The sequence below is a fragment of the Dactylosporangium roseum genome (genome assembly GCF_025264685.1).
GTDB lineage: Bacteria > Actinomycetota > Actinomycetes > Mycobacteriales > Micromonosporaceae > Dactylosporangium > Dactylosporangium roseum.
Genome location: NZ_CP073721.1, coordinates 2,258,098 through 2,280,532, shown reverse-complemented (window position 1 = coordinate 2,280,532; position 22,435 = coordinate 2,258,098). Strand labels below are relative to the sequence as shown.

General features: G+C 72.0%; 21 protein-coding genes. 7 read left to right on the top strand and 14 right to left on the bottom strand.

Translation table 11 applies throughout. The features are described from left to right. Nucleotides 1–16: 16 nt before the first annotated feature. The 8 genes from Drose_RS11415 to Drose_RS11380 form a co-directional block, all read right to left on the bottom strand. A complete protein-coding gene (locus Drose_RS11415; protein WP_260728140.1) occupies nucleotides 17–1,150 on the bottom strand; it encodes an ABC transporter substrate-binding protein in 1,134 nt (377 codons plus the stop codon). Between the two features lie 24 nt (nucleotides 1,151–1,174). Next, nucleotides 1,175–1,933 (bottom strand): ABC transporter permease, encoded by a 759-nt coding sequence (locus Drose_RS11410; RefSeq protein ID WP_260728139.1) that lies wholly within the window; start codon nucleotides 1,931–1,933, stop codon nucleotides 1,175–1,177. Then, nucleotides 1,930–2,688 (bottom strand): ABC transporter ATP-binding protein, encoded by a 759-nt coding sequence (locus Drose_RS11405; protein ID WP_260728138.1) that lies wholly within the window; start codon nucleotides 2,686–2,688, stop codon nucleotides 1,930–1,932. Before Drose_RS11405 ends, Drose_RS11410 begins: the two co-directional genes overlap by 4 nt. Next, complete coding sequence (locus Drose_RS11400) at nucleotides 2,685–3,554, bottom strand: ABC transporter permease (RefSeq protein WP_260728137.1); 870 nt, start codon at nucleotides 3,552–3,554, stop codon at nucleotides 2,685–2,687. Before Drose_RS11400 ends, Drose_RS11405 begins: the two co-directional genes overlap by 4 nt. Further along, complete coding sequence (locus tag Drose_RS11395; protein WP_260728136.1) at nucleotides 3,551–4,546, bottom strand: TIGR03842 family LLM class F420-dependent oxidoreductase; 996 nt, start codon at nucleotides 4,544–4,546, stop codon at nucleotides 3,551–3,553. The genes Drose_RS11400 and Drose_RS11395 overlap by 4 nt, the downstream gene beginning before the upstream one ends. Nucleotides 4,547–4,550: 4 nt before the next feature. Further along, complete coding sequence (locus Drose_RS11390; protein ID WP_260728135.1) at nucleotides 4,551–6,035, bottom strand: CoA-acylating methylmalonate-semialdehyde dehydrogenase; 1,485 nt, start codon at nucleotides 6,033–6,035, stop codon at nucleotides 4,551–4,553. Between the two features lie 18 nt (nucleotides 6,036–6,053). Continuing rightward, a complete protein-coding gene (gene hydA / locus Drose_RS11385) occupies nucleotides 6,054–7,457 on the bottom strand; it encodes a dihydropyrimidinase (protein WP_260728134.1) in 1,404 nt (467 codons plus the stop codon). Between the two features lie 82 nt (nucleotides 7,458–7,539). Further along, on the bottom strand, nucleotides 7,540–8,379 hold the full coding sequence (locus Drose_RS11380) for a nitrilase-related carbon-nitrogen hydrolase (RefSeq protein WP_260728133.1): 840 nt from the start codon (nucleotides 8,377–8,379) through the stop codon (nucleotides 7,540–7,542). A 198-nt stretch (nucleotides 8,380–8,577) separates the two neighbouring features. Here Drose_RS11380 and Drose_RS11375 point away from each other — a divergent pair, with 198 nt between their 5' ends. Then, nucleotides 8,578–10,008 carry an aminotransferase-like domain-containing protein gene (locus Drose_RS11375; protein WP_260728132.1) on the top strand — a complete coding sequence of 477 codons (1,431 nt, stop codon included), beginning with the start codon at nucleotides 8,578–8,580 and terminating at the stop codon, nucleotides 10,006–10,008. Nucleotides 10,009–10,119: 111 nt separating this feature from the next. Here Drose_RS11375 and Drose_RS11370 read toward each other — a convergent pair whose 3' ends face one another. Continuing rightward, nucleotides 10,120–11,235, bottom strand: coding sequence for an acetate/propionate family kinase (locus Drose_RS11370; protein WP_260728131.1), 1,116 nt, complete (start codon nucleotides 11,233–11,235; stop codon nucleotides 10,120–10,122). 18 nt (nucleotides 11,236–11,253) lie between these two features. Between Drose_RS11370 and pta the strand changes: the two genes are divergently transcribed. Then, nucleotides 11,254–13,278: a phosphate acetyltransferase gene (gene pta / locus Drose_RS11365; RefSeq protein WP_260728130.1), complete on the top strand. Its 2,025-nt coding sequence runs from the start codon at nucleotides 11,254–11,256 to the stop codon at nucleotides 13,276–13,278. A gap of 21 nt (nucleotides 13,279–13,299) precedes the next feature. Next, complete coding sequence (locus tag Drose_RS11360) at nucleotides 13,300–13,650, top strand: VOC family protein (protein ID WP_260728129.1); 351 nt, start codon at nucleotides 13,300–13,302, stop codon at nucleotides 13,648–13,650. Here Drose_RS11360 and Drose_RS11355 read toward each other — a convergent pair. Together Drose_RS11355 and Drose_RS11350 are read right to left on the bottom strand one after the other, a co-directional pair. Further along, on the bottom strand, nucleotides 13,647–14,375 hold the full coding sequence (locus Drose_RS11355; protein ID WP_260728128.1) for a M23 family metallopeptidase: 729 nt from the start codon (nucleotides 14,373–14,375) through the stop codon (nucleotides 13,647–13,649). The two genes, Drose_RS11360 and Drose_RS11355, sit on opposite strands and share 4 nt — an antisense overlap. 121 nt (nucleotides 14,376–14,496) lie before the next feature. Beyond that, entirely contained in the window at nucleotides 14,497–15,039 is a 543-nt protein-coding gene (locus Drose_RS11350; RefSeq protein ID WP_260728127.1) for a MarR family winged helix-turn-helix transcriptional regulator, read from the bottom strand. Between the two features lie 157 nt (nucleotides 15,040–15,196). Here Drose_RS11350 and Drose_RS11345 point away from each other — a divergent pair, with 157 nt between their 5' ends. Further along, a complete protein-coding gene (locus Drose_RS11345; protein ID WP_260728126.1) occupies nucleotides 15,197–15,847 on the top strand; it encodes an FMN-dependent NADH-azoreductase in 651 nt (216 codons plus the stop codon). Nucleotides 15,848–15,873: 26 nt separating this feature from the next. Here the strand turns inward: Drose_RS11345 and Drose_RS11340 are convergent, their stop codons facing one another. Beyond that, nucleotides 15,874–16,269, bottom strand: coding sequence for a MerR family transcriptional regulator (locus tag Drose_RS11340; protein ID WP_260728125.1), 396 nt, complete (start codon nucleotides 16,267–16,269; stop codon nucleotides 15,874–15,876). A gap of 38 nt (nucleotides 16,270–16,307) precedes the next feature. Between Drose_RS11340 and Drose_RS11335 the strand changes: the two genes are divergently transcribed. After that, complete coding sequence (locus Drose_RS11335; RefSeq protein ID WP_260728124.1) at nucleotides 16,308–17,084, top strand: sporulation protein; 777 nt, start codon at nucleotides 16,308–16,310, stop codon at nucleotides 17,082–17,084. A gap of 75 nt (nucleotides 17,085–17,159) precedes the next feature. Next, nucleotides 17,160–17,861 carry an FHA domain-containing protein gene (locus tag Drose_RS11330; protein WP_260728123.1) on the top strand — a complete coding sequence of 234 codons (702 nt, stop codon included), beginning with the start codon at nucleotides 17,160–17,162 and terminating at the stop codon, nucleotides 17,859–17,861. Here Drose_RS11330 and Drose_RS11325 read toward each other — a convergent pair whose 3' ends face one another. Beyond that, nucleotides 17,862–19,295, bottom strand: coding sequence for an SDR family NAD(P)-dependent oxidoreductase (locus tag Drose_RS11325; RefSeq protein WP_260729692.1), 1,434 nt, complete (start codon nucleotides 19,293–19,295; stop codon nucleotides 17,862–17,864). It lies immediately after the preceding gene. A gap of 539 nt (nucleotides 19,296–19,834) precedes the next feature. Then, nucleotides 19,835–21,001, bottom strand: a complete 1,167-nt coding sequence (locus Drose_RS11320; protein WP_260728122.1) for an MFS transporter — start codon at nucleotides 20,999–21,001, stop codon at nucleotides 19,835–19,837. A 57-nt stretch (nucleotides 21,002–21,058) separates the two neighbouring features. Between Drose_RS11320 and Drose_RS11315 the strand changes: the two genes are divergently transcribed. After that, the gene (locus Drose_RS11315) at nucleotides 21,059–22,387 is read left to right on the top strand and encodes an NAD(P)/FAD-dependent oxidoreductase (protein ID WP_260728121.1); all 1,329 of its coding nucleotides are present in this window, start codon (nucleotides 21,059–21,061) and stop codon (nucleotides 22,385–22,387) included. The last annotated feature ends 48 nt before the right edge of the window (nucleotides 22,388–22,435 follow it).

Genomic DNA, 22,435 nt, shown 5'->3' with positions numbered 1-22,435 from the left:
CGGACCGCGCTGACGGCTACGCGCCGCCGGCGCTCAGGGTCACCGTCTGCGGTTTGAACGACGACCCCGTCACGTCGACGCCCGCGGCCTTCGCGGCGTCGAGTGCCCTCCGCATGTAGTCGTTGGTGTACGCGAGGCCTTCCGGCTTCTTCTTCAGCACCGTGTCGCCGACCTGGTTCTTCGTGTTCAGCGAGATGTCCACGGTCTGGTTCCAGTCCGCCTCGGCGATCAGGCCGATCCCCTCGGCGGACGGCCAGATCAGCTTGTTGACCTCGTTCACCTGCCACAACTGGTGGCCCTTGCCGAGCTTCGAGCCCTTCGCCACCACCAGGTCACGGCACTCCTCGGCGTGGTCCCGGCAGTACGCCCAGCCCTTGATCGTGGCCGTCAGGAACCGCACCGTCTGGTCCTGGTACGCCTTGTCCTTGAGCTTGTCGGTGTTGGCCCACACCGCGTCCTGCAGCATCGAGGAGCCGACGGTCTTCCAGTCGATGATGGCGAAGTCCTCCGGCTTGTAGAGCTGGCCGGTCGCCGGGTTGGTCGCCTCGAGCAACTGCGCGTACTCGTTGTACGACATCGCCTGCGCGACGTCGATCTCCTTCTTCAGCAGCGCCTGCATGTCGAACTGCTGCTGGACCAGCGTGACGTCCTTGCCCGGGTCGAGCCCGGCCTTCGTCATGCCGGCGAAGAGCTCGAACTCGTTGCCGAAGCCCCAGTTGCCGACCTTCTTGCCCTTGAAGTCCGCCGGCGACTTGATGTTGCTGCTCGCGAACGCGACCTGGTACGTGCCGGAGCGGGCGAAGATCTGCCCGACGTCGGTGATCCCGGCGCCCTGCTCCCGGGAGGCGAGCGCCTTCGGCACCCAGGCGACGGCGTAGTCGGCCTTGCCCTGCGCGAGAACGGTCTGCGGCACGATGTCGACGCCGCCCTCGAGCAGCCGCACGTCGAGCCCCTGCTCCTTGTAGAAGCCCTTGTCGACGGCGGCGATGTACCCGGCGAACTGGGCCTGGTAGAACCACTGCAGTTGCAGCTTCACGGTGGTGACCCCGCCGCTGGCGGTGGTCGTGGTCGGTGGCGTGTCGGCGGTGCCGCAGCCGGCCAGCAGGAGACCTGCGGTGACCGCGACGCCGATGAGGGACCTGGTTCTCATGGGCGTTCCTCCGGGGAAAGGGCGCTACGAACGGGCCTTCCAGGGCATTGCCAGACGCTCCAGGAGGAGCGTGGTCAGGTAGAAGACGAGCCCGAGGACGCAGGCGCCGACGACGAACGCCCACGCACGGGGATACGCGGTGAACGCGGCGGCGGAGGTGATCCGCGCCCCGAGCCCGTCCTGCAGGCCGCCGAAGTACTCCGCGACGACCGCGGCGATGACGGCCAGCGACGACGACTGCCGCAGGCCGGTGAACACATAGGGCAGCGCGCCGGGCAGGCGGACCAGCCGGGCGAACGTCCAGCCGCCCGCCGCGTAGCTGTCCATGAGCTCGCGGTGGGTGGGGTCGACCTCCCGCAGGCCGCGCAGCGTGTTGATGAACACCGGGAAGAACGCGATGATCGCGGCGATCAGGCGGCGCGGCACGCTGCTGGTCGACTCGAACATGTTGTTGAGGATCGGCGCGAGCGCGATGATCGGCAGCGCGTTGAGGACGGCCGCGAACGGCACCGACACGTCGCCGAGCCACCGGACCCGCGACGCGGCCAGCGCGGCGAGGACCGCGGCGGCCGCCCCGACGACGAGGCCGACGAGCGCGTTGGCGCCGCTGGCGAGGGCCGCGTCGACGACGTTGGCGCGCTGCTCGACGAGCTGTTCCCAGATCGCGGAGGGCGCCGGCAGGATGAACGGCGCGATCCGGCCGAACGTGACCGTCAGCTCCCAGCCGGCGACGGTCAGGACACCCACGAGCACCGGCGGTACGACCGTGCGGGCCCACCTCATGCCCGCAACGCCTTGCGCACCGACGTGACGAACTCGAAGTACTCCGGGGACTGCCGGGCCGCCTCGTCCCGGGCCGGCAGGTCGATGTCGATCGACGCGGTGATCCGCCCGGGTCGCGCCGACATGACCACCACCTTGTCCGACAGGAACACCGCCTCGGCGATGGAGTGCGTGACGAACACCGTGGACGTGCCGGTCTTGGCGCAGATGTGCAGCAGCTCCGCCTGTAGCCGCTCCCGCGTCATCTCGTCCAGCGCGCCGAAGGGTTCGTCCATCAAGAGCAGCGGCGGATGTACGGCCAGCGCCCGCGCGATCGCCACGCGCTGCTGCATACCGCCGGACAGTTGCGCGGGGTAGTGCCCGGCGAAGTCCGCGAGGCCGACGAGGGCGAGCATCTCCTCGGCCCGGGCGCGGCGCTCGGCCTTCGGCACCTCGCGCAGCTCCAGGGGCAGCTCGACGTTGCGCCGCACGGTCCGCCACTCGAACAGCCCGGCCTGCTGGAAGGCGATGCCGTACTCCTGGTCGCGCCGGGCCTGCGCCGCCGGCTTCCCGGCGACGGTGACGGTGCCGACGGTGGGCTCGATGAGGTCGGCGATCAGCCGCAGCAGCGTCGACTTGCCGCAGCCGGACGGCCCGATCAGGGACACGAACTGTCCACCGCCGACCGTGAGGTCCACATCGGACAGTGCGGTGACCTCGTCGGGGCGGCCGGCGTTGAACACCTTGCTGACACGTTCGATGAGCACGGCGGTCATATCACGTTCACCTCGACTCGACGCCGATGACGCATGAGGGGCAGCTCGATCAGGCTGACGAACGCGGCGGCGACCAGGCCGAGCACGGCCGCGCCGAGCATCGCGGTGTAGACCTTCGCGGGATCGGCGGTGGCCTCCCGGCTGTACTCGATGACGAGCCGGCCGACGCCGCCGCGCGTGCCGGTGGAGATCTCCCCCACCACGGCGCCGACGACCGCGGCGGCGCCGGCGAGCCGCAGCGCGGGGAACAGGAACGGCAGCGCGGCGGGCAGCCGGAGCTTGACGAACGTGCGCCACCAGCCGGCGGCGTAGCTGCGCATCAGCTCCACCCCGGCGGCCGACGGCGAGTGCAGGCCGCGCAGCAGCCCGACGGCGACCGGGAAGAACGCCAGGTACGCGGCGATGGTGGACACGGTCATCCAGTCCTGCCACGCGTAGGGGCCGAACGACAGCGCGCCGCTCCATCCGGCCACGAGCGGCGCGAGCGCGACGAGCGGCACGGTCTGGGACAGCACGACGTAGGGCAGCAGGCCCCGCTCGACGAGCCGGAAGCGTTGCATGAGCGCGGCGAGGAGGAACCCGACGACCGCGCCGGCCAGGAACCCGATCGCGGTGATGCCGAGCGTGAACAGGCACGCGTCGAGCACCACCTGCCACACGGGACGGCCGCCGGTGAGCTCGGGCCGGCCCAAGCGGCGCACCACGTCGAGCAGGTGCGGCATGGAGAGGTCGTCGGCGCGCGGCAGGATCCGCACGCCGAGGACCACGGTGCCCTCGGGGTCACCGACCGCCTTGTACCCCTCCCACAGCAGCGCGAAGGCGGCGAGACCCCCGAGGGCCCCGAGGAACCGCTTGGTCCGGTTCACGAGACGACCGGGATGACATGCTCGCCGTAGGCGGCGAGCGTGGACTCCTTCGCGTCGTGCTGGAGGTACAGGGCGAACTGGTCGACGCCGAGCGCCTTGAGCTCGGCGAGGCGCTTGCGGTGGTGCTCGACCGGGCCGAGGACGCAGAACCGGTCGACGACCTCGTCGGGGACGAAGTCGGTGTGCGTGTTGCCGGCCCGGCCGTGCTCGGCGTAGTCGTAGCCCTTCCGGCCCTTGATGTAGTCGGTGAGCACCCTCGGCACCGCGCCGTCGGCACCGTAGCGCGCGACGATGTCGGCGACGTGGTTGCCGACCATGCCGCCGAACCAGCGGGTCTGCTCCCGCTGGTGCGCCAGGTCGTCGCCCACATAGGCGGGGGCCGCTACGCAGAACTTGATCGCCGCCGGGTCCCGGCCCGCCTTCTCGGCCGCGGACCGGACCGCCTTGATCATCCAGGCGGCGATGTCGGGGTCGGCGAGCTGCAGGATGTACCCGTCGCCGACCTCGCCGGTCAGCGCGAGCGCCTTCGGCCCGTAGGCGGCGACCCAGACCTCGAGCCGGCTGTCGGGGGCCCACGCGAACCGGAGGTCCCGGTCGCGCAGGCGCGCCGAGCGGCCGTTGCCGAGCTCGCGGATCACCTGCACGCACTCGCGCAGCTCGGCCAGTGTGGTCGGGCGGGAGCCCAGCACGCGCACCGCCGAGTCGCCCCGGCCGATGCCGCAGACCGTGCGGTTGCCGTACATCTCGTTGAGCGTGGCGAAGAGGGACGCCGTGACCGTCCAGTCCCGGGTGCCGGGGTTGGTCACCATCGGCCCGACGATCACCCGCTCGGTGTCGGCCAGGATCTTGCTGTAGATGACGAACGGCTCCTGCCACAGCACGTGCGAGTCGAACGTCCACACGTGGCTGAACCCGGCCGCCTCGGCCTGCTTGGCCAGCTCGACCACACCTGTCGCGGGCGGGTCGCACTGCAGCACCACGCCTATGTCCATGACATCACCGCACCTTCGGGAAGCCGAGGTCGACCTCCGACGTGGCCGGGTCGGGCCAGCGGGAGGTCACGACCTTGCTGCGCGTGTAGAACTGGATCCCGTCGGGCCCGTACATGTGCAGGTCGCCGAAGAGCGAGGACTTCCAGCCCCCGAAGCTGTAGTAGGCGACCGGGACGGGCACCGGGACGTTGACGCCGACCATGCCGCAGACGACGTCGTACTGGAACTGCCGTGCGGCGCCGCCGTCGCGCGTGAAGATGGCGGTGCCGTTGCCGTACTCGTTGCCGTTGACCAGCTTCACGGCCTCGTCGTACGTCTCGGCCCGCACGACCGAGAGGACCGGGCCGAAGATCTCGTCCCGGTAGAGGGGTGAGTCGGTGCTGACCCGGTCGACGAGGGAGGCGCCGAGGAAGAAGCCGGGCCCGCTCGCGATCGGCGCCTGCCGGCCGTCGACGACGACCTCGGCGGTGCCGGAGTCCGCCAGGTAGCCGGCGACCCGGTCGCGGTGCTCGCGGGTGATGAGCGGCCCCATCTCGGCGGCCGGGTCGGTCGCGGGGCCGACCGCGATGCGCCCGATGCGCTCGCCGATCGCGGCGACGAGCGGGTCGGCGACGGCGCCGACCGCCACCACCACGGAGACGGCCATGCACCGCTCCCCCGCCGAGCCGTAGCCGGCGGAGACGGCCGCGTCGGCCGCCGCGTCGACGTCGGCGTCGGGCAGGACCACCATGTGGTTCTTGGCGCCGCCGAGGGCCTGGACCCGCTTGCCGGCGCGGGTGCCGGCCTCGTAGACCGCCCGGGCGATCGGGGTGGAGCCGACGAAGCTCAGCGCCTCCACGTCGGGGTGCGCGATGAGCGTCTCGACGGCCTCCCGGTCGCCCTGGACCACGTTAAACGCGCCGTCCGGCAGGCCGGCCTGGCGCAGCAGGTCGGCGAGCAGCAGCGAGACCGACGGGTCCTTCTCGCTGGGCTTGAGCACGAACGTGTTGCCGCACACCAAGGCGTTGCAGAACATCCACATCGGCACCATGGCCGGGAAGTTGAACGGCGTGATGCCGGCGACGACGCCGAGCGGCTGGCGGATCGAGTACACGTCGACACCGGTGGACGCCTGCTCGCTGTACCCACCCTTGAGCAGGTGCGGCGCGCCGGTGGCGAACTCGATGTTCTCCAGCCCGCGGGCCAGCTCACCGGCGGCGTCGGCGACGGTCTTGCCGTGCTCCAGGCTGACCAGCGCCGCGATCTCCTTGCGGTTGGCGTCGACCAGCTCCCGGAAGCGGAACATCACCTCGGCCCGGCGGGACAGCGACGCGGCCCGCCAGCCGGGGAACGCCGCGAGCGCGCTCACGACCGCCCGCTCGGTCTCCGCCTTCGTCGCGGCGACGACGTAGGCCTGCTGCTCGCCGGTGGCCGGGTCCCACACGGGCAGTTGCCTGCCGCTCGTGCCGGACACGGCCTGGCCGTCGAGCCAATGCTTGATCTCTCGCATGTTGTGGTTCCCCAGGTTCTACAGCAGGTAGTCGGACAGTCCCCGGCGGACGAACTGCCCGTGGCCGGCGCGCCCGTGGTACGTGTCGCCGGAGACGATGACCGTCCCCCGGGAGATCACGGTGTCGACCTTGCCGTCGATCTCGTAGCCCTCCCAGGCCGAGTGGTCCATGTTCATGTGGTGCGTCTCGACGCTGATGCGGGTGCGTGCCGAGGGGTCGTAGAGCACGATGTCGGCGTCGGAGCCGGGCGCGATGACGCCCTTGCGCGGGAACAGGCCGAACATCCGGGCGGGGGTGGTCGCGATCGTCTCGACCCAGCGGGCCAGCGACAGCTTGCCGTCGACGACCCCCTGGTACAGCAGGTCGACGCGGTGCTCGACGCCGCCGATGCCGTTGGGGATCTTCGAGAAGTCGCCGATGCCGAGCTCCTTCTGGTCCTTGAAGCAGAATGGGCAGTGGTCGGTGGAGACGACCGACAGGTCGTTGCTGCGCAGGCCCTTCCACAGGTCGGCGCGGTGGGTCTCGTGCTTGCTGCGCAGCGGCGTCGAGCACACCCACTTCGCGCCCTCGAAACCGGGCGCGCCGAGCTGGTCCTCCAGCGTCAGGTACAGGTACTGCGGGCAGGTCTCGGCGAAGACGTTGCGGCCGAGGTCCCGCGCGGCGGCGACCTGCTCCAGGGCCTTGCCGGCGGACAGGTGCACGATGTAGAGCGGGCAGTCGGCGGCGACACTCGCGAGCCAGATCGCGCGGCTGGTCGCCTCGGCCTCGAGGGCCTCGGGCCGGGTGCGGCCGTGGTGGATCGGGTCGGTCTCGCCGCGCTCCAGGGCCTGCTTGACCAGCACGTCGATCGCGGGGCCGTTCTCGGCGTGCATCATGATCATGGCGCCGTTGTCGCGGGCCTTCTGCATGGCGCGCAGGATCTGCCCGTCGTCGCTGTAGAAGACGCCGGGGTACGCCATGAAGAGCTTGAAGCTGGTGATCCCCTCGTCGGTGACGAGCTGGTCCATCGCCTTGAGCGACTCGTCGTCGACGCCGCCGAGGATCTGGTGGAACGCGTAGTCGACGTGGCAGTTGCCGGCCGCCTTGGCGTGCCAGGCGGCCAGGCCGTCCTGGACGACCTCGCCGGTGCGCTGCACCGCGAAGTCGATGATGGTGGTGGTGCCGCCGAACGCGGCTGCCTTCGTGCCGGTGTCGAAGGTGTCGCTGGCGAAGGTGCCGCCGAACGGCAGCTCCATGTGGGTGTGCGCGTCGACGCCGCCCGGGATGACGTACTTCCCCGTCGCGTCGACAACCTCGAAGTCGCCCTCCTGCGGCCCCTCGCCGGGCGCGAAGACCGCGGAGATCTTCTCGCCGACGACGAGCACGTCACCCGGGATCGCGCCCGTGGGCCCGACGACGGTCCCGCCCTTGATCAGCTTCATCGCGCGGCCTCCGCTTCGCTCCGGCAGCGCTCACAGCGCTGTGCTCGCTGGTGAGCGGCCTCTCCGCCGCGCTCCGAACCGCTCACGGCCGCACCAGCTCCCCGTAGGCGTCGGGGCGGCGGTCGCGGTAGAACGCCCACCGGTCGCGGACCTCGGCGAGCAGCGCCATGTCGAGGTCGCGGACGATCAGCTCCGGGTGGTACGCGTCGCCGGTCGCGCCGACGAACTTGCCCTCCGGGTCAACGAAGTACGAGGTGCCGTAGAAGTCGTTGTCGCCGAGGTCCTCGACGCCGGTGCGGTTGATCGCGCCGATGAAGTACTCGTTGGCGACGGCGCTCGCCGGCTGTTCGAGCTTCCACAGGTACGCGGACAGGCCGCGGCTGGTGGCCGACGGGTTGAAGACGAGCCGCGCGCCGTTCAGGCCGAGCGCGCGCCACCCCTCCGGGAAGTGCCGGTCGTAGCAGATGTAGACCCCGACCTTGCCCACGGCGGTGTCGAAGACGGGATAGCCGAGGTTGCCGGGGCGGAAGTAGAACTTCTCCCAGAAACCCTTCACCTGCGGGATGTGGTTCTTGCGGTACTTGCCGAGGTAGCGCCCGTCCGCGTCGACGACCGCGGCGGTGTTGTAGAGGACCCCGGGCTGCTCCTGCTCGTACATCGGCAGGACCATCACCATGCCGAGCTCGGCGGCGAGGGCCTGGAAGCGCTCGGTCGTCGGACCGGGGATCGACTCCGCGTACTCGTAGTAGGCGGAGTCCTGGACCTGGCAGAAGTAGGGGCCGTAGAACAGCTCCTGGAAACAGATCACCTTGGCGCCCTGGGCGGCGGCCTGCCGGGCGTAGTCCTCGTGGGCCTTGATCATCGACTCTTTGTCGCCCGTCCAGCTCGTCTGGACGATGGCGGCCCGGATGATCGCTGTCATGGCTGCCCCTCTCTGGTGGTCAGTCCACTGTGTCCGGTGGCGGGGTCACCGGTGGTCGAGCACGTGCGCCGCCGACCCGGGCGGTCCGGCCGTGTCGGGCGGGGCGACCTTGTCCCGGATCGGATGCCGTAGGACACTAACGACACAAACTTAGGCGGACAATGGTCCAAGCGTTACAGAATGTTTCGGAGATGTAATTTGCTCGCGCCCAGTTCCGCTTCCGACCGGCCGGCGCCCGCGGTCCTCGACCTCATCGCGGGGGCGGTCGAGGACCGCAGCGCCCGGGGAGTCGCCGCCGCCGTCAGCCGGCTCGTCACGGCCGGCACGCTGCCCGCCGGCGTCCGCCTGCCCACCGTCCGGGACGTCGCCCGGGAGCTGGGGATCAGTCCCACGACCGTCAGCGAGGCGTGGCGCAGCCTGGCCCGCGCCGGCGCGATCCAGACCCGCGGCCGCTCCGGCACGTTCGTCGCCGCGCCCTCCCTGCCGCGGCAGCGCCTGCGCTACGCGCAGCTCGGCGGCCGGGTCAGCGAGCTGCGGGCCGGCCTGACCCGCGACTACTCGACCGGCGTGCCGGACTACGACCTGCTGCCCAGCCTCACCGACGCGCTCAAGCGGATCGGCGACGCCCGGCTGACCACGAGCTATCTCGACGGCGCCGTTCTGCCGCGGCTGGAGACCGTGCTGCGCGAGCGCTGGCCGTTTCCGCCCGAGCGGCTCACCGTGGTCGACGGCGCCCTCGACGCGCTCGACCGGATCACCGGTGTCGTGGTCCGCTTCGGCGACCACGTCCTGGTCGAGGACCCGGCGTTCCCGCCGATGCTCGACCTGCTGGAGACCGTCGGCGCGACCTTGGTCGGCGTGCCGATCGACGAGCACGGCATGCGTCCCGAGGCCCTCGCCGCCGCCCTGCGCGCCTACGAGCCGGTCGCCGTCTACCTCCAGCCCCGCGCGCACAACCCGACCGGCGCGAGCATGACCCAGGCCCGGGCCGACAAGCTGGCCCGGGTGATCGCCAAGCATTCCGGGGTCACCGTGGTCGAGGACGACCACGCGGGCGGCATCGCCACCGCGCCGCCGGTGAGCCTGGGGCGCCGGCTGCCGGACCGGACCCTGCACGTGGTCAGCTTCTCCAAGAGCCACGGCCCCGACCTGCGCCTGGCCGCGATCGGCGGGCCGGCGTCCGTCGTCACCGCGGTCACCGACCGGCGGCTGCTCGGGCCGGGCTGGTCCAGCCGGCTCCTCCAGGCGGTGCTCGTCGACCTGCTCACCGACCGGTCCACCGCGGACCAGATCGCCCGGGCCCGCGACGAGTACGCACGCCGCCGCACCGCCCTGCTCGACGCCCTCGACGCCCGCGGGGTCACCGCGACCGCCGCCGACGGGATCAACCTGTGGATGGCGGTCGCCAACCAGCAGGTCGCGATGCTGACCCTGGCGGCGCACGGGATCGCGGTGGCGCCGGGCGCCCCGTTCGAGGTGAGCCACCTCGACAGCGACCACGTGCGGATCACGGTCGGCCTGGTCCGCGACGGCTTCGAGGAGCTCGCCGACGTGCTGGCCGAGGCGGCGGGCGCCCCGCTGCGCGGCAGCGGCCCGCGGACCGCCAACCACCCCCACGGCTGGCGCTGACCCCGCCCCCTTTTCTGCGTTGATCATGCAGTTGTGGTGCCTGACAAACCGGGCATCCAGGGCGTGTCCCGGCACCATAACTGCATGATCAACGCAGAAAGGGGGCGGGGGTTAGCGGGCCAGGAGGGTCGTGACCTGTTCGGCGATGGACAGTTCCTCGTCGGTCGGGATCACGCACACCGCGACCGGGGCGCCGTCGGGCGAGATCAGGCGGGCATCCTTGGCGGGACTGTCGTTGCGGGCCGGGTCGACCGCGATGCCCCACATGTCCAGGCCGTCGAGGACCGTGGCGCGCACCGGCGCGGCGTGCTCCCCCACCCCGGCGGTGAAGACGACCGTGTCCAGCCGGCCGAGCACCGCGTGGTACGCACCCACGTACTTCTTGATCCGGTGGCAGTAGACGTCGAACGCGAGCCCGGCGGCCTCGTCGCCGGCCGCCCGCAGCTCCAGGAGCGTGCGCATGTCGTTGACCCCGGCGAGCCCGAGCAGGCCGCCGCGGCGCAGCAACACCTCGTCGACGCCGGCGAAGTCGAGGCCGGCGACCCGGTGCAGGAAACCGGGGATCGCCGGGTCGAGATCACCCGATCGGGTGCCCATCACGAGCCCTTCGAGCGGGGTCAGGCCCATCGACGTCTCGACGCTGCGCCCGCCAGCGACGGCGGTGACACTGGCGCCGTTGCCGAGATGCAGGACGATCTGGTGCAGCTCGGCGACGTCGCGGCCGAGCAGCCCGGCGGCGCGCCCGGCGACGAAGGCGCAGGACGTGCCGTGGAAGCCGTAGCGGCGGATGCCGTGCCGCGCGGCGAGCTCCCGGTCGATCGCGTACGTCGCCGCGGCCGCCGGCAGCGTGGCGTGGAACGCGGTGTCGAAGACCGCCACGTGCGGCACGTCCGGCAGCTTCGCACGGGCCGCCTCGATCCCGGTGATGCCCCCCGGGTTGTGCAGGGGTGCCAGCGGCACCAGGTCGTTGAGGGCCTTGATCACGTCGTCGTCGATCAGGGTGGGGGCCTGGAACCGGCTCCCGCCGTGCACGACACGGTGGCCGACCGCGTCGACGGCCGCCCGGTCGATCCGGTCGAGCACCTGCTCCAGCGCGGCGGCGTGGTCCGGCACGCCGCCCGGCTCACCGATCCTCTCGACGATCCCCCGGTCGCCCGCCGCGGGGTCCGCCAGGTCCAGCACTCGGTACTTCACGGACGAGGAGCCGCTGTTGAGCACGAGGATCATGCCAGGCAGACTACTGCTGTGGCCCGAATTGTGTACCTCGTCGAGCATGGTCCCGGCTCCGGCAAGTCGGCGATCGCGCTCGGCCTCGCCGAACTGCTCTCCCGCAAGGTGCCACGAATCGGCGTGTTCCGTCCCGTCGTCGCCGCGGCCACCGACCCGCTGCTGGAGCTGCTCCGGTCGCGCTACGACATCGGCGGGCCCGCCGACCGGCTCTTCGGGATCACCGCTCCCGAGGCCGCCGCGCTGCTGGCCGCCGGGCGGGGCGAGGAACTGGTCGGGCAGATCCTGGAGCGGTTCCGCGCCGTGTCGGGCGGCCACGACGCGATCGTCGTCATCGGCACCGACCTCGACGACGACCTGTCGTTCAACGTGCGGCTGGCCAACGAGTTCGGCGCCGTCGTCGCCTCGGTCGTCAACGGGCACGGCCTGGCCGACGTGGAGTCCCCGGCGCGCCAGGCGTACCACAGCCTGGTGGATCTCGACGCGACGGTCGCCGCGGTGATCGTCAACAAGACCCAGGGCGAGGTGAAGCCGCCGTCGCTGCCCGTACCCTGCTACACGATCCCCGAGGTGCCGACGATCGGCGCGCCGACCGTCGCGGAGGTCGCCGAGCAGCTCGGCGCGCACGTCGTCACCGGCTCCGGCGCGGCGCTCGGCCGCGATGTCCTCGACTACGTCGTCGGCGCCGCCCAGGTGCCGACCCTGCTCGACCACCTGACCGAAGGGGCGCTGCTCATCACCCCGGGCGACCGGGCCGACCTGCTCCTCGCGGCGGGCGCGGCGCACGCCTCGGGGCTCGTACCGCTGGCCGGCATCGTGCTGACCCTCGGCATCGAGCCGCCGCCCGTGGCGCTGCGGCTGTTCGAGCGGCTCAACCCCGGCCTCGCCGTGCTGTCGGTACCGACCGCGAGCTACGACACCATCGACGCCTCGACCCGCATGGAGCACCGGCTCAGCACCGCCAACCCGCGGAAGGTGGAGGCCGCGCTCGGCGCCTTTGAGTCCAATGTGGACACCAACGCGCTGGCGTCGGTGCTGGAGCTGTCGCGCTCGTCGCGGGTGACGCCGCTGATGTTCGAGTACGATCTGATCGAGCGCGCCCGCGCCGACCGGCGGCGCCTGGTGCTGCCGGAGGGCACCGAGGAACGCATCCTGCGCGCCGCCGACATCCTGCTGCGCCGGGGCGTGGCCGACCTGACGCTGCTCGGCGACCCCGCCGTCGTGGAGGCCCGCGCCCGGGACCTGAGTGTGGACGTGTCCGGCGCCACCGTCGTCGATCCGCTGACCTCACCGCTGCGGGACGAGTTCGCCGTCGAATACGCGAAGATCCGCTCCCACCGGGGCGTCACGCGGGACCTGGCGTGGGACGTCGTCGGTGACGTGTCGTACTTCGGCACGCTCATGGTGCAGCTCGGACACGCCGACGGCATGGTCTCCGGCGCGACGCACACGACGGCGGCGACGATCCGGCCCGCGTTCGAGGTCATCAAGACGGTGCCCGGCCTGTCCGTGGCGTCGAGCGTGTTCTTCATGCTGCTGCCCGACCGGGTGCTGGTCTACGGCGACTGCGCCGTCAACCCCGACCCCGACGCGTCGCAGCTCGCCGACATCGCGCTGTCGTCGGCGGACACGGCGGCCCGGTTCGGCGTGACGCCGCGCGTGGCGATGCTGTCGTACTCCACCGGCACCTCCGGCTCGGGTGCGGACGTGACGAAGGTGGCGGCGGCGACGGAGCTGGTCCGGCAGCGACGGCCCGACCTGCCGGTGGAGGGGCCCATCCAGTACGACGCGGCGATCGACCCGGCCGTGGCGGCGACGAAGCTGCCGGACAGCCCGGTGGCCGGGCAGGCGACCGTGTTCGTCTTCCCCGACCTCAACACCGGCAACAACACGTACAAGGCGGTGCAGCGCTCGGCCGGCGCGGTCGCGGTCGGCCCGGTCATGCAGGGCCTGCGCAAACCGGTCAACGACCTGTCCCGCGGCGCGACGGTCAAGGACATCGTCAACACCGTGGCGATCACCGCCATCCAAGCGCAGGGCTAGCGGTTCGGGCAGGATAGGAACATGACAGCGAGACTCAACACGGTGGTGTTCGACACGCCGGACCCGAATACGCTGGCGCACTTCTACTCCGAACTGCTGGAGCTGCCCATCACGCGGGCCGACGGCGACTGGGTCGAGATCAGCGACGGCACGACGAAGCTGAGTTTCCAGCTCGCGCCCGACCACCGGCCGCCGCTGTGGCCCGACCCCAACTTCCCGCAGCAGCTCCACCTGGACATCCGGGTCGACGACATCGACGCCGCCGAGGCGAAGGTCCTGCGGATGGGCGCGCAACTGCTCTCCACGAAGGGGGCCCGCTTCCGCGTCTACAGCGACCCGGCCGGACACCCCTTCTGCCTGGAGTACGACTAAGCGGATCCGTCCCGCGGAGGCTTCGCCGGGCAGCCGTGCTGCCGCTGCCAGGAGTCGAGCTCGGCGACCGGCGACTTCTCCTTGCCGGCCTTCCACGCGTCGAGGTAGGACCACGGCCAGATGACCCCGCGCCGGATCCACCAGTCGCCGGTCCGCTGGCACGCCGGGGACAGGCCCAGGTGGACGTGGCAGGCGCCGGCTCGGCCGGTGCGGCCGACCTTGGCGATCGGCTGACCGGCCTGGACCTGCGTGCCGGCCGCGATGCCCTCGTCGACCGAGGAGAAGTGCGAGAGATAGTACCGCGCACCGTCGCCGCCGAGGATCGACACCGAGAGCCCGCCCCGGGTCGCGCCGTCGTCGACCTTGGCGTCGTAGGTGTCGGACCGCGTCACCTCGAGCACCGTGCCGTCGACCGGCGACACGGCGGTGAGCCCGCACGCGGCGATGATGTCGCTGGCCGGATAGTCGTGGTGGGTGTGCTCGTAGGACGACTTGCCCCGCACCGGGAACGCGTGCTTGACCGGCTGCGGCGCCGCCGAGCTCGGCGGCGCGCTCTCCGGCTGGGCGGTGGCGCCGAGCTGCCGGCCGGGCGACTCGTGCGCGGTCGGTGCGGCCGATGCGGCCGGGCCGCCGGAGGTGCCGGTGGCGGAGCTGTCACCGCAACCGGCCGCCGCGACGGCGACCAGCAGCACGACGCCCACCAGCCGGGTGCGCTGCGAGAACATCGCCCGTCACCCTAACACCAGGTGCCTTCCGTGGACCGTCGGTAGCGCGCGGCGTATGCGGTCGGCGGCTCCCCGAACATCGCCGTGAAGTCCCGGCTTTCGTCAGGACCGGCGGCTTTCGTCAGGACCGGCGGCGGCGCGCTCTGGCCGCCGGCTCGACGTCGGCGAACTCGGCGATCGGGCCGCACGCGTCGACCAGGGGGTCCTGCTCGTCGATGCGGATGGCCACGCGGCGGAGCAGGTCGCGGAACATCGTCCGGTCGGGCTCGGCGAGCCCGCCCAGCACCCGCTCTTCGACGCGCCGGAGCTTGGCCCGCAGCGCGCACAGGGCGGCGCGGCCCGCTTCCGTGGACAGGATGCGGCGGGCGCGGCGGTCGGCCGGGTCCGGCTGCCGCTCGATCAGGCCCGCCTTCTCGAGGTCGTCCAGCAGATACGTCATCACGGTGCGGTCGATGCCCAGCTTGTTGGCCAGCGCGAGCTGCGTGCCGGCCGTGCCGGCGACCGCTGACGTGAGGACCTGGTAACCGCGCGGGCCGCCCGGGACGTCGGCGATCACCTGCTGGGCCCCCTTCGCGTAGCCGCGCAGCACCACACCGAGCGCCCAGCCCAGATCGGACTGGAGGTCGTCGGCGGTGTGAGCCGGAGTCTCCGGCGCCTGCGTCATGCAGCAATGATAAGCGGCCAACTCCCTCTTGCCGGCAGATGTTCTGTCATGCAGACTTTCTGTGTCGCCACTGATGCGCACAGCGGCGTCCGGACAGGTGACAGAGCGAAACGATCGCGGCGGGCGCGGCCGCGAGACACATGGAGGTACGACACCGATGCATCTCTTCCGACTCGACGCCAGCATCCGGGTCGCCGGCTCGGTGAGCCGCGCACTGGCGGACACCGCGGAGCACGCCTGGCGCGCCGAGCGCGCCGACGCGATCGTCACCCGGCGCGACCTGGGGCTCCGCCCGCTCCCGGCGGACGCCTGGACGTCGTTGACCCGGACCCGGCTCGACCCGTCGGCGCCGCCCGCGCCCGAGGCCGCGGCGGCGCTGGTCACGGAGCTGGGCGCGGAGCTGCTGGCCGCCGACGCGTACGTGTTCGGCGTCCCGCTGTACAACTGGAATCTCCCGGCCCAGGTGAAGACCTGGATCGACCTGCTGCTCCTGCACCCGGACCTGGGACCGCAGGGGGATCAGCCGCTCGCCGGGCGCCCCGCGGTGCTGGCGCTGAGCCGGGGCGGCGGCTACGGCCCGGGCACGCCGAAGGAGGGCTGGGACCACGTGACCCCGTACCTCGGGCGGATCCTCGGCGAGGTCTTCGGTCTCGACCTGCACGTCGCCGAGGCGGAGCTGACGCTCGCCGACGTCAGCCCGGCCATGGCACCGCTGCGCGGCCTCGCCGCCGAGTCACTGCGCAACGGCCACGCGAACGCCGCCGCGCACGGCCGGCGCGTCGCGGAGCTCATCAGGCCGGCGGCGTAGCGCCCCAGGCTCCCCGTGCCGAGCCTTCACAACGGGGGCAGGCTGTTCGTCACGTCGATCGCCGTCGAGATGAGCGACTGCACGCGGGCGGTCAGGGCGAGCAGGAGCTGGTGGGCGGCCGGGCCGGCGTGCCCGGCCGCCTCCCTGAGCGTCTCGAGGTCGCCCTGCACCTGGGATAGCTGACCGGCCAGGTCACCGGCCCCGCGGCGCAGGGCGTCGGCCATGTCGCCGAGACTGACGCCATTGGCCTCGAGGACCTTGATGGCGGCGATGCGCTCGACACACGCGGGGTCGTAGAGCCGGAAGTTGCCCGCGGTGCGCTGCGCGGCCTCGATCAGGCCGAGCCCGGTGTAGAAGTCGACGGTGCGGGTGGAGACGCCGGAGAGGTTGGCGAGCTCACCGATCCGGAGCAGTCTGGACACGGCCTAACCCTACAGTCCTGCGTGCTAGTGTGCCCGCCATGGTTTTCAAGAGCTTGCGGCGCGCGCTCGGAGTCGGCGGGCCCACCGTCGACACGGTGCTGCAGCGGCCCGACGTGCGGCCCGGGGAGCCGCTCGCCGGGCAGGTGCTCTTCGCCGGCGGCGAGCACGAGGTCGAGATCGAGCGGATCGTCGTGGCGCTCGTGACCAGAGTCGAGGTCGAGACCGGCGACGGTGAATACGACTCCACCGTCGAGTTCCAGCGCCAGCAGCTCACCGGCGGGTTCCGGCTCGCACCCGGCATGCGCCACGGTGTCCCGTTCCAGCTTCCGGTCCCCTGGGAGACCCCGATCACGCACATGTACGGTCAGCGTCTGCCCGGCATGGCGATCGGCGTGCGCACCGAGCTGGAGGTCGCCCGGGCCGTCGACAAGGGCGACCTCGACCCGATCAACGTCCACCCGCTGCCCGCGCAGGCGGCGGTCCTCGCCGCGTTCGTCGAGCTCGGCTTCCAGTTCAAGTCCGCGGACCTCGAGCGCGGCTTCATCTACGGCGCCCGCCAGACGCTGCCGTTCTATCAGGAGATCGAGTTCTGGGCCGCACCGCAGTACCAGGGGCAGGTCACCGAGGTCGAGTTGACGTTCGTGACCGACTCGCACGGCATGGAGATCATCCTGGAACTGGACAAACGTCGCGGCGGTCACGACGCGATCAGCCGTTTCAAGATCGGTCACGCGCAGGCCGGCTCCGTCGATTGGCCGCGTCAGGTGGACGGATGGATGCGGCAAACTCCGCGAAACCGGTTCAGCGGTTCCTGACCGGACCGGCCCTTCGATGCATCGGCGCGGTACCGTTAGCGCACAGCAGTGGACGTCGGACTCGGGAGGCGGGGCATGCAACAGCTCGTCGTGGTGGGTGTGCGGGCCCAGACGTGGCAGAGCCGCCCCATGGTCCTGCTCAAGGAGTCTTCCTCCGGCCGGCACCTGCAGTTCCCCGTTGACGGCGGTCCGCGCGACATGGACGAGCCGATCAGTGCCGAGCTGTTCCAGCGTGCGCTGACCGCGCTGCGGGCGCCGCTGCGCGCGATCGAGGTCGTCTCGGCCGGCGCGCCCTTCCAGTTGGTGCTCGGCGAGGGCATCCGCGTGCCGGCCGCGCCGCTGGAGGCGATCGCCCTGGCCCGGCACTGGGGCGTGCCGATCGTGACCTCCGAGGAGCTGCTGGCCAGCGCGGCGATCGCCGCGCCCGAGGGCCCGACGCAGCCGCTCGACCTGACCGCCCACATGGAGAAGCTGCCGACGGGGCGGGCCACGCTGAAGATCCGTAAGGGTGCCGAGGCCGGCGCCGAGTTCGCGCTCGACGGCGACGTCGTGCGCTGCGGCCGCGACTCGGCCAACCAGATCGTCCTCGACGACAACACGGTGAGCCGCAAGCACGTCGAGTTCCACCGCAACAGCGGCGGCTTCGGCTATTCGACGCTCGACCTCGGCAGCCTCAACGGCACCTACGTCAACGGCGAGCGCGTCAAGAGCGCGACCCTCAACGACGGCGACGAGGTCCAGGTCGGCAAGTTCACGTTGCAGTACCAGTTACGCTGATCACCAGGCGGACGGGCTGTAGTCCTTGAGAAAGCAGCCGTAGATGTCCTCGCCGAGCTCGCCGCGCACGATCGGGTCGTAGACCCGGGCGGCGCCGTCGGCGAGATCCAGCGGCGCGTGAAACCCCTCCTCGTGCAGGCGCATCTTCGTCGGGTGCGGCCGCTCGTCGGTGATCCAGCCGGTGTCGACCGCGGTCATGAGGATGCCGTCGGTGAGCATCTCCTCCGCACTCGTACGGGTGAGCATGTTCAACGCCGCCTTCGCCATGTTCGTGTGCGGGTGGCCGGGCCCCTTGTACCGGCGGCTGAACTGCCCTTCCATCGCGCTGACGTTGACGACGTACTTCCGGCGCGCGGGCGACGCGGCGAGCGCCGGACGCAGGCGGCTCACCAGGATGAACGGCGCCGTGACGTTGCACAACTGCACTTCGAGCAGCTCCAGCGGCTCGACCTCGTGCACCCGCTGGGTCCAGCTATTGACGGACGCCAGGTCCGGCACCAGCCCGCCGGCGTCGACGGCGGTCAGCGCGGCGATCCGCTCCGGGGTGGCCGACCGGCTGGTGAGGGCCAGCGCGGTGAGCGCGTCCGGCGGGATCAGCGTCGGCGTCCCGGCGAGCAGCTCGACCGGCGCGTCGTGGGCGTACGGCGCGGCCTTGTGGAAGGTGACCGTCTCCGGTAGCGGCCCGTCGAGTTCGAGGGGCGCGGACTCGGCGGCGACCAGGTGCGCGTACGACCCCGGGGCTCGTTTCACGGTCTGTGCCGCGTTGTTGATGAGGATGTCCAGCGGCCCCTGTGCGGCGACGTCGTCGGCGAGCGCGGCGACCTGGGCGGGGTCGCGCAGGTCGATGCCGACGATCCGCAGGCGGTGCAGCCACTCGCCGCTGTCGGGCATGGCCGCGAAGCGGCGCACGGCGTCGCCGGGGAACCGGGTGGTGATCGTGGTGTGCGCGCCGTCGCGCAGGAGGCGCAGGGCGATGTACATGCCGATCTTCGCCCGCCCGCCGGTGAGCAGGGCACGGCGGCCGGTGAGGTCGGTGCGGGCTTCGCGGCGCTCCCGGTTCAGCCTGGCGCAGGCGGGGCAGAGCTGGTGGTAGAAGGCGTCGACGTCGACATACCGGTCCTTGCAGGTGTAGCAGGACCGGGGCCGCTTGAGGCGCCCGGCGGTCGCCCCGGCGGTGGGCGACACCAGCGGGATACCCTGCGTCTCGTCGTCGATCCGGCCGGGCGCGCCGGTCGCGGTGGCCTCGGTGACCAGACGGTCGGCCTCGGTGACCGCCGCGCGCTTGTCGCTGCGCCGCTGGCGCTTGACATGCTTGTAGAGGTGCGAGGTGGCCCGCCGCACACGCAGCACGTCGGGGTGGTCCGGCGGCAGGGCCTGCAGCTCGTCGAAGACCGCAAGGCAGATGGCGAGGCGGCCAGGATCGATGCCGGGCACGGCGGCCACGTCGGCGCCGATCTCGTCGATGATGCGGTGGGGGTCGTGCGGGGTCACCCAGGAACTGTACGCGACAAACAGAACGGGCCCGTGTGGCACTGTTGCCACCCGGACCCGCTGCTCGCGGCGACCACCGTCCCCCGTTGCACTACCGATGGGCCGCGTCGTTCTCGACGATAGCCATTAAATCGGATTTGTCCGGCATTTCTGGCATATCCGTTCGCGTCGCTACCGAATCCGCCCGAACGAGCCCTCCACCCACCCCTGGTCCCGCCCACCCTCGCCCCCGCCCACAGCTCACTCCAGGGCACCGCCCACTCCAGGCACACCAACAAAGAGAACCCTCGCGGGCCGGCTGGCCACTCCCGCTCGACACCGTCGCGAGCGGGCGGTGGCGCTCACCAGCCGAGCGGGAGGCGGGGGCTCGGGATCGTGTTGGTCGGTGATCGGCTCGAATGCGGCCGTGGCGTGGGGCGGTGGGAGCGCGGCGCACGGCCGCCGGACCGGGCGGTCCGGCCAGCGCGTGATCGAGGTGCCGGTCACCGGGTGCCAGCACGGCGGGCCACCGGGCGGACCCACGGTACCGCGAGCAGGATCACCGCCGGGGAGAGGACGAAGCCGGCTCGGACGGCCGACGTCGCGTCCAGGATCACGCCGTCCACGGCCGCGCCCGCCGCGGCGCCCACCGAGAACGCCGTCGCCACCCAGGCGAACGCCTCCGCCGCGGTGCCCGGCGGGGCGATGCGGTCCACCGTCATGAACGTCGCCGCCAGGAACGGCGGCAGACAGATGCCGCACAGGATCGCCAGCAGCACCATCAGTACCGGTGACGAAGGCGTCAGCAGCAGCGGAAGATAGCCCAGTCCGAGCAACGCCGCCAGCAACGGCAGCCGGCGGCCGTCGACCTTGAACCGGATGTTCGCGAGGCCGCCCGCGAACGCGCCGCCCGCCTGCGCGGCCAGAATCCAGCTCGACCAGGAGCGGTCGCCGGCCCACTCGGCGTAGTCGATGACGGCGACCGGGAGGCTGCCGACGCCGGCGCCGACCAGGATCACCGCCACCAGCAGCAACCGGAGCTGGCCCGAGCGCAGCGCGCCCGCCCAGTGCCGTTCGGCGTGCTCGCCGCGCCAGTGGCGGACCGCCGGGGTGCTCACGAACCACAGCGTCCCCAGCAGTTGCAGCCCGGCGGTCACGTAGACGCCGGCGACGCCGCCGCCGAGACCGACCGCGGCGCCGGCGACGAGCGGGCCGAAGATGAAGATGAGTTCCTGCACGGCGATGTCGAGCGTGTACGCGGTCGGCACGCGGTCCTCGTCGAGCAGGTCGCGCCACAGCACCCGCAGGCCCGCCTCGAACGGCGGCGCGCCGAGCCCGGCCAGCAGTACGGCGATCAGCGCGCTCCACAGCGGCACGCCCTGCGCCAGGACCACGAACCCGGCGGTGGAGACGGCGGCGCCGAGCAGCATGACGGGCGGCTGCCGGAACCGGTCCGCGACCCTGGCGAGCACCGGTCCCCCGATCGCCAGGCCCGCGGTGTAGACCCCGACGAGGAGGCCGGCGGCGGCGATCGACAGGGATTCCCGGGCGTACAGCAGGAGAGCGACCGGCGCGGCGCCGAGCGGGATGCGCCCGATCGTGCTGGCGGCGAGCACGCGCGCGACCTGGGCTGCTCGCAGCACCGAGAGCAGGGGACTGGTGGGGGCCATGGAAGCGATCATCCGGGGTACGGCTTGAGCGCCCGCGCTCCGGGTACGGATCCGACCATGCAGAGACCTCGCATCCTGATCGTCGGCGCCGGCTTCGGCGGGTACCACGCGGCGCGCCGGCTGCTGCAGATGTCCCGCGGGCACGCCGAGATCGTGGTGCTCAACCCCAACGACTACTTCCTGTACCTGCCGCTGCTGCCCGAGGTGACGGCCGGCATCCTGGAGCCGCGCCGGGTGACGGTGTCGTTGCCGGCCACGCTGCCCGGGGCCCGGCTCCTGCTCGGTGAGGCGGATCACATCGACCTCGACCGGCGGGTGGTGCACTACCGGAATCCGGAGGGCGAGGGGCGCGAGGTCTCGTACGACCGGATCATCCTCACCGCCGGCAGCGTCAACAAGCTGCTGCCGATCCCGGGCGTCGCCGAGCACGCGCACGGCTTCCGCGGCCTGCCGGAGGCGCTGTACCTGCGCGACCACCTCGTCCGGCAGGTGGAGCTGGCCGCGGAGGAGACCGACCCGGCGGAGCGGGCGGCGCGGCTGACGTTCGTGGTCGTCGGGGCGGGCTACACCGGTACTGAGGTCGCGGCACACTGCGAGCTGGCCACCCGCGAGCTGCTCGGCCACCACCCGTCCCTCGCCGGCGAACGGGTCCGCTGGCTGCTGCTGGACACCGCGCCGCGGGTGCTGCCCGAGCTGTCGCCGCGGCTGTCCAGGACCGCCGACCGGGTGCTGCGCGAGCGCGGGGTCGAGGTCCTCACCGGCTGCTCCGTCGAGGAGGCCATGCACAACCGGGTCCGACTCAGCGACGGCCGGGTCGTGCCGACCCACACGCTGGTGTGGTGCGTCGGGGCGCGGCCCGACCCGCTCATCTCCGACCTGGGTCTGCGGACCGAGCACGGCCGGCTGTGTGTCGACGAGTACCTCCAGGTGCCCGGGCATCCGGACGCGTTCGCGGCGGGCGACGCCGCGGCCGTGCCGGACCTGACCCGGCCGGGCGAGCTGACGCCGATGACGGCTCAGCACGCGGTCCGGCAGGGCGAACTCGCGGCGCGCAACGTCGCCGCGACGTTCGGTGTCGGCCGGCCCCGCCGGTACCGGCACCGGGACCTCGGTTTCCTCGTCGACCTCGGCGGCAAGGACGCGGCCGCGAACCCGCTGCACGTGCCGCTCGCGGGCCGGCCGGCGAAGGTCGTCACCCGCGGGTACCACCTGATGTCGCTGCCCGGCAACCGCACGCGGGTCGTCGCGGACTGGGTGCTCGACGCCGTCGCGGGCCACCCGGCCGTCGAGATCGGTCTCGTCCGCTCCCCGAACGTGCCGCTGGACACAGCATCTCCCGAACTGGCGAAGTCGGGTGCCGCCGAACAGGCGGGCGTGAGCGCATGACATGTTCGGGACGGCCGGACAAGGGGCATCACTGCCTTGTCCGGCTTT